Below are 6,895 nucleotides of genomic sequence, written 5' to 3' on the forward strand. Positions count from 1 at the left end.
ATTCATGAATAGAAACTGAAAAATAAACGCGAAATATGAGCAATTTCTGGAATGAGCGCTTCGCCGCCAACGAATATGTCTACGGCACAGAGCCCAATGTTTTTTTCAAGGAAGAACTAAAAAAACTGCCTGCGGGAAAAATCCTGTTCCCCGGTGAAGGCGAAGGACGAAATGCTGTGTATGCCGCCCAACTCGGATGGGATGTTGTCGCGTTCGACAGCAGCTCTGAAGGAAAAGCAAAGGCCGACCGACTGGCAAAATCACGAAATGTCTGTATTGATTATCAAGTGACTACATACGATGATGCTGATTTTCCTGACGAGAGTTTCGATGCCCTGGTCCTAATCTACACCCATGTTTCGGCTGAGAAGCGAAGGGAATACCATCAGAAATTTGCCCGGTTTGTCAAACCAGGCGGCTGTCTCATCGTTGAAGGGTTTTCAAAAGAACAAATAAATAACGATACAGGCGGACCGAAAGACAGCAGTATGTTATGGTCGGAAGCGGAATTACATGGTGACTTTGCATCGTTTTCCGACGTAACGATTCAATTGTTAGAAACAGAATTGGATGAAGGTGAATTCCATGCCGGAAAAGCTGCAATTATCCGGGTTGTCGCAAGCAAGTAGAAAAACTGGCTACTTTCAGTTTGAAGAGATGCACAAAATTCTGCAAACCAAACAATCAGGAAATTCCTGTTTCAACTGATATTCAGCTGCAGCTGTTTGTGGTAACTGCAGCTGAATTTGCTTCGAATAAAATTCAACTCAAAAGAAAAAACTCCCGGTATTCATTCTCAAAGTTTGGAGTGAAAAGGCCCTTCCCCAGATTGGCTTCAATTTGCCTGCGAGTCCAAAAGCGACCTTCCTGCACTTCGTCGGAATGCAACTGAATACCTTGAAAATCGTTACTGGAAAACACATAGACAAGCTCTCGTTCCAGATCACTTTCCCACACATACGATTTAATCAGCTTTGCGGAGAATTTTTGCAAGCCAATTTCTTCCCAGGCTTCTCGCTTTAGTGAAGTTTGCAAATCTTCGCCAAAAGCAATATGCCCGCCAACAGCAGTATCCCATTTGCCGGGTTGAACAAGCTTATTCATTGGCCGTTTTTGCAGGTAAATAGCGCCAGTCTTGTTAAATACATGCAGGTGAACTACCGGGTGTAACAGTTTACTTCCGTTGTGGCATGCCGAACGCGGCGCTTTGCCAATCACTTTTCCACTTTCGTCAACCACAGGCAATTGTTCTTCTTCCGAAACCGCTTGAACTTGTCCATACTGTCGGCGTTTTTGTTTCCAAAAAGTGACCAAAAACACCACTCCAAACAAAATATAAAACAAGCCTCCCGAAACAAAAGCCCAAGCTGCATCGGACAAATAGAACGTGGCATAAAACACCAAAACAGTATGCCCCAGAAAAATCCAGAACATGAGTTTTATACTGCCTTGCATATGCTGCATCTGTGCGTCACTCACGTCCATATTCTTCAAATATCGCCGGCTCATCAGGCCAACGATATTCAAATTGGAAAAAGCAGAAAAACCGAGAATAGCACACAAAATCAACTGCACCAATCCCGGCTTCAATTTGAAAAATATTTCGTTATGCAAAAGCAATGAGACTCCACCCAATAGCAGGAGTAAAAGAGTATCGAACAGAACAAACCGCTCAAATCGTTTCTCTTTCACCCAAATCCAGAGCAACTCGGCCACACCAATAAAAAGGGCTGCTATTAAGCCTGCTTGTGTTCCCCAGATTTCATCAATCAGGATAAAAACAAACAACGGAACTAAACCCGGTAAAAGTTGCTTGAAAAGCTTCAGCTGCTGCGTATTCATAAAACGTCCAAAATCAAGCTACGATTCTAAAATCAACGTATTATTCTACTTCCGGTGGGTAAATCGCAACAAGTTCAATTTCAAAAACAAGGGTTGAATAAGGAGGTATACTGCTATAGCCGTATACACCGTAAGCCAGACCGGACGGAATGATGAAAGTACCAACTCCCCCTTCTTGCAATGTCCCCACAGCATCGTCAAAACCAGTAATCATATCGACCGATTTGTAGACATAACGATACGTTCCGTCTCCATAAAACGATGACGAATCGAATAAACTACCTGTCACAAAATAACCGTTGTAGTTAATTCCGATTGAATCACCAGCCTGAACAAGTGGCCCTTCTCCCAATTGATCTACCATATAGTACACTCCTAACTTGGTCGTGTCAATATCGCGACCATTCTCAATTAAGTTATCCAGCAATTCGGTCAGCAACTGTTGCTCGTTCTCTTCGGTATATTGAGACTCATAATCGTCGTCGTTACAAGCGACCATAACAACTGCAACAAATGCGAATAATCCAATTTTCCAATAATTTTTCATCCGTTTAGTTTTTCAATATTTAAGTGAATATTTTGCACCAACGCCTGTCTTTCGTCTAAAATTCAGCCGTATAAAACGTGCAAGATAAACATTCTTAGGTTAATAAGTTTTTTGCGGCTAGCTCAATTCCTTAATCAATCTAAAAATTGACTACTTTAAAATTTTCGTTTTATGCAATTTTCAATCAACACCGATAAGGAATACGCAAATACTTAAAATGAATCAGTTGGCACCTGGGTACACGATGTTACTATTTGCCTGTCGGGAATTCATAAAGCCTCCCCTGCCAGGTATTACGTTCAGCCAAACGCTTTTCAAGCTTAGCCACAAATTCAAAATTTTTCAATCCCCATTTTGGAGCAATTAACAAATCCTTTGGAGCCTGACTAATAAAACGTTCCAATATAATCTCCGGGTTCAAAAGCTCCAGATAATCAACCATCAGATCGACATATTGATCGACATCGAACAAGTGAAAATCCTCGGGTTTCCTTTCAAACTCTACGGCCATTCGTGTTCCCTTGTGAATTTGCAATTGATGCAGCTTCAGGTTTTCTACCGGCAATTTCGAAATTTCCCGAGCCTGATTTAGCCAATCCTCGCGGTCTTCTCCGGGTAGCCCCAAAATTAAGTGCGCACAATTATGAATGCCACGTTTCGCCGTTTCCCGAATTGCCCACTGAGCAGCAGAAAAATTATGCCCTCTATTAATCCTGAGCAACGTTTCATCCTTGACTGACTCCACTCCGAATTCTACCATCACATAATATTGTTTTGATAATTCGGAGAGATAATCAAGTACTTCCTCATTCAAACAATCCGGTCGCGTGCCAATAACCAATCCAATTACTTTCGGATGCCTTAACGCTTCTTCATAGCGCTCCTTAAGCACCGAAACATCGGCGTATGTATTGGAATAGGCCTGAAAATATGCCAAAAACCGCATCGACTGGTATTTGCGGGCAAAGAACTCGATCCCCTGGTCAAGCTGTTCACCAATACTTTTTTCGAGTCGGCAGTACTCCGGCTTGAAGGTTTGATTGTTACAATAGGAGCAACCATTCAAAGCTTTACTGCCATCTCTGTTTGGGCAGGTGAATCCGGCATCGACTGAAACTTTTTGTACCCGGTCATTAAATTTAGCTCGAAAGTAGGTCGGAAAATCATTGTACCGACGATTATGCTTCCACGGAAATGACATATATTTATAGTTGTGCATTAGCGCACAAAAATAGCAATAAAGTTGGATGGCTCACAGCCATTTCTATCGGACTACAACCGGGGAAAATTGCGCCCCAAAAGCCGACCGACGAATCCGGTTTATCAACAAATGTTGAAAACTTTCAGCCAGAGTAGGCTATACTGACCAATTTTTGTAGATTCTATTTGACTAACTTTATACTAATTCAAAAAGCAAAATACTATGTTTACTGAAAAAGAACGCGCAGACATTCAAAAACGAGGCAGTAATCCTTCGACTGTCAAACAACAGATCGAAAATTTCGTTTCCGGTTTTCCTTTCCTGCAAGTAATTAAAGCAGCTACGATTGGAGATGGTATTATTCAATTAACCGAGGAAGAAACGAACGATAGTATTCGCTATTTCGATGAACGAGTTGCTAAAAGTGCCACGTTACTGAAATTTGTGCCCGCTTCAGGAGCAGCTAGCCGAATGTTCAAAGCGCTCTATGAAGCTAAAGATAAACTGGCTGCTGGTATTTCTGAAGACGAAGTCAGAAAACAAAAAGATATTCAATATTTTTTCGATAATTTAAAGCAATTCGCCTTTTATGCCGATCTTGAAAAAGTAGCTGGTAAAATGCCTGAAAAGCTTTCAGCTTTAGAAATTCTAACCCTCGTTTTGGGCGAAGAAGGGCTAAATTACGGTAATCTGCCAAAAGGTTTACTTAAATTTCACAATTACGCCGACGGCAATCGAACATCGTTCGAAGAGCATTGCGTTGAAGGTGCCTTATATGCGAAAAAAAATGACGGAAATATTGCTATCCATTTTACGGTATCTCCCGAACATCAACCAAAATTTGAAGATCATCTGAAGGAGATTCAATCCAAGTATGAAAAGGAATTTAATGCCAAATATTCAATCTCGTTCAGCCAACAAAAGCCATCAACCGACACCATTGCTGTAACTCCTGAAAATGAACCCTTCCGCAACGAAGATGGAAGTTTGCTGTTCCGTCCGGGTGGCCATGGAGCATTGATTGCCAACCTGAACGAGTTAGATGCCGACATCATTTTCATTAAAAATATCGACAACGTAGTTCCGGACTATATGAAACCGGAAACCGTAAAATTCAAAAAAGCGTTGGCGGGCTTACTGCTACATATGCAAAACCGTATTTTTGCCTATCAGGAAGTCTTTGACACGCGGCACTACTCGGCGTTGGACAGTGTATTCCTGGCTGAAGCATCGAACTTTTTGGAGAACGTTTTAAATGTTAAACCGCCAACAAATCAATACTATACCGAAAAAGAAGAACTTTACCATTACCTGAAAAATAAATTTAACCGCCCAATACGGATTTGTGGTATGGTTCGAAACGAAGGAGAACCAGGAGGAGGACCATTTTGGGCTAAAAATAGCGATGATTCAGTTTCGCTGCAGGTGGTCGAAAGTTCTCAGATTGATTTTTCAGATGAAAAGCAAAAAGAGCTTGTAGATGGAGCCACGCATTTCAACCCGGTTGATCTGGTGTGCGCCTTCAAAAACTACAAAGGAGAAAAATACGACCTAACCAATTTCATTGATCCGGCAACCGGTTTTATTTCAAAAAAATCGCAAAATGGCAAAGACCTAAAAGCGCAAGAACTGCCCGGATTGTGGAACGGAGCTATGGCTGATTGGAACACGCTTTTTGTGGAAGTTTCGATCCAAACCTTCAACCCGGTTAAAACTGTAAACGACCTTTTACGAAAAGAGCATCAACCGGAGGGATAGGAATTCAAAAGTATTTGTAAATTTGCACCTGCAATTTTGTTTTTATGGATGAGGACGCAAGGGAATATTTAGAGAACGAAGAAATCGTTGAAGCTGTTAACCGATTCAAAAAAATGGTCAAAGAGGATCGATTCGAATACTTTGATGTATTTGAATACGAGGGAATCATTGAGTTTTTTTTAGACGAGGGAAAGATAAAAAAAGCCTCAACTGCAGTTGAAAAAGGACTCGAAATTCATCCCGCATCAATCGCTTTGAGCATTAAAAAAGCCCAAATTTTATTAGTCGATGGCAAAGCCCAGGAAAGTCTTGAATTAGTGAACTTCGTTGAAAGCATTGAAAACACCAATTCTGACATTTTTCTGGTCAAGGGTTCGGCATTAATCATGCTGGGATTGGTTGATGAAGCAATCAAGGCCTACGAAACTGCTGTTGAATACAACTACGACGATAACGATGACCTGATGTACAATATTGGAGTTACATTGGGGCAGTCGGGCGAGATAGACAAGGCCATCTCTTTTCTGGAACGAGCCTTCGAAAATAATCCGGAAAACGAACTGGTATTATATGAGTTGGGCTACTACTACGATCGCATCCAGGATTTTCGCAAAAGTATAGAATACTACAATAAATACCTGGATATCGATCCGTTCAATGCTTCGGTTTGGTACAATTTGGGGATTACATTCAATCGAATTGGCGACCACGACGAAGCGGTAACGGCCTACGATTTTTCGATTGCACTTCAAGATGATTTTGAGCAAGCGTATTTCAACAAAGCGAATGCGCTTTCAAACAGCAACAGATACAAAGAAGCGATTGAGTGCTATAAAGAATACATGGAGCGGGACGCCGAAAATGACGATGCGTTTTGTTATTTGGGTGAATGTTACCTGAATCTGGAGCAGTACAGCGATGCATTAGCGAATTATCAGAACGCGATTCGGCTCAACAAAAACAACTCCAACGCATGGTACGGCTCCGGACTCATCATGTGGATGGAAGGAAAGCTTTCCGAAGCGCTGGTGTTTTTAAAGAAAGCACTAAAACTCGATGATGAGAATCCTGATTTCTGGCTCATGTACGGCAAGATAAACCACGAATTAGACGAGTTCGATCAGGCAGAATCGGCCTTAAAAAAAGCGACCGGCCTGGATCCTGATAATCCAGATGGATGGATATCGTATGCCGAACTTGAATACGACAGGGGAAAATTGATCAGCTCGATTGACATTCTGAAAAATGCCCTGACAATTATTTCGAATGACCCTACTATCAATTACCGTTTAACCGCCTATTTACTGGAAAACGATGATGAGGTATCAGCAACAGGCTACTTTGAAAAAGCATTGGAAGTTGATTTTAACAGCTACCGCGTTTTATTCGATTACTACCCGGAAGCACTTCAAAATGAATCCATAAAAAAATTGATCAAAAAACACGAATCAACCAAATTATAAAAAATGAATTTTAATTTGCCGTTTGTCCCTGAAAGACCTGCACAGCCCAGGCAGTCGGGTGTTACAATGATGATGGACAAAGGA

6 protein-coding genes are annotated in these 6,895 nt (G+C 41.5%); 3 read left to right on the top strand and 3 right to left on the bottom strand.

Features of this window, described 5'->3' with window-relative positions:
- The first annotated feature begins 35 nt into the window (after window positions 1–35).
- Complete coding sequence (locus ABZD21_RS16470; RefSeq protein ID WP_372776194.1) at window positions 36–629, top strand: class I SAM-dependent methyltransferase; 594 nt, start codon at window positions 36–38, stop codon at window positions 627–629.
- Between the two features lie 133 nt (window positions 630–762).
- On the opposite strand, the gene ABZD21_RS16475 is transcribed toward ABZD21_RS16470, so the two are convergent.
- The 3 genes from ABZD21_RS16475 to ABZD21_RS16485 all read right to left on the bottom strand — a co-directional run bounded on the left by ABZD21_RS16475 (window position 763) and on the right by ABZD21_RS16485 (window position 3,590).
- A complete protein-coding gene (locus ABZD21_RS16475; RefSeq protein ID WP_372776196.1) occupies window positions 763–1,842 on the bottom strand; it encodes a septation protein IspZ in 1,080 nt (359 codons plus the stop codon).
- A gap of 40 nt (window positions 1,843–1,882) precedes the next feature.
- A complete protein-coding gene (locus ABZD21_RS16480; RefSeq protein ID WP_372776198.1) occupies window positions 1,883–2,389 on the bottom strand; it encodes an FKBP-type peptidyl-prolyl cis-trans isomerase in 507 nt (168 codons plus the stop codon).
- Between the two features lie 250 nt (window positions 2,390–2,639).
- The gene (locus ABZD21_RS16485; protein ID WP_372776200.1) at window positions 2,640–3,590 is read right to left on the bottom strand and encodes a TIGR01212 family radical SAM protein; all 951 of its coding nucleotides are present in this window, start codon (window positions 3,588–3,590) and stop codon (window positions 2,640–2,642) included.
- Between the two features lie 222 nt (window positions 3,591–3,812).
- Between ABZD21_RS16485 and ABZD21_RS16490 the strand changes: the two genes are divergently transcribed.
- Together ABZD21_RS16490 and ABZD21_RS16495 are read left to right on the top strand one after the other, a co-directional pair.
- Window positions 3,813–5,348, top strand: a complete 1,536-nt coding sequence (locus ABZD21_RS16490) for a DUF4301 family protein (protein ID WP_372776201.1) — start codon at window positions 3,813–3,815, stop codon at window positions 5,346–5,348.
- A 44-nt stretch (window positions 5,349–5,392) separates the two neighbouring features.
- Entirely contained in the window at window positions 5,393–6,811 is a 1,419-nt protein-coding gene (locus ABZD21_RS16495; RefSeq protein WP_372776202.1) for a tetratricopeptide repeat protein, read from the top strand.
- Window positions 6,812–6,895 lie beyond the last annotated feature (84 nt).

Source organism: Mangrovibacterium sp. (assembly GCF_041596335.1).
Lineage (GTDB): Bacteria > Bacteroidota > Bacteroidia > Bacteroidales > Prolixibacteraceae > Mangrovibacterium.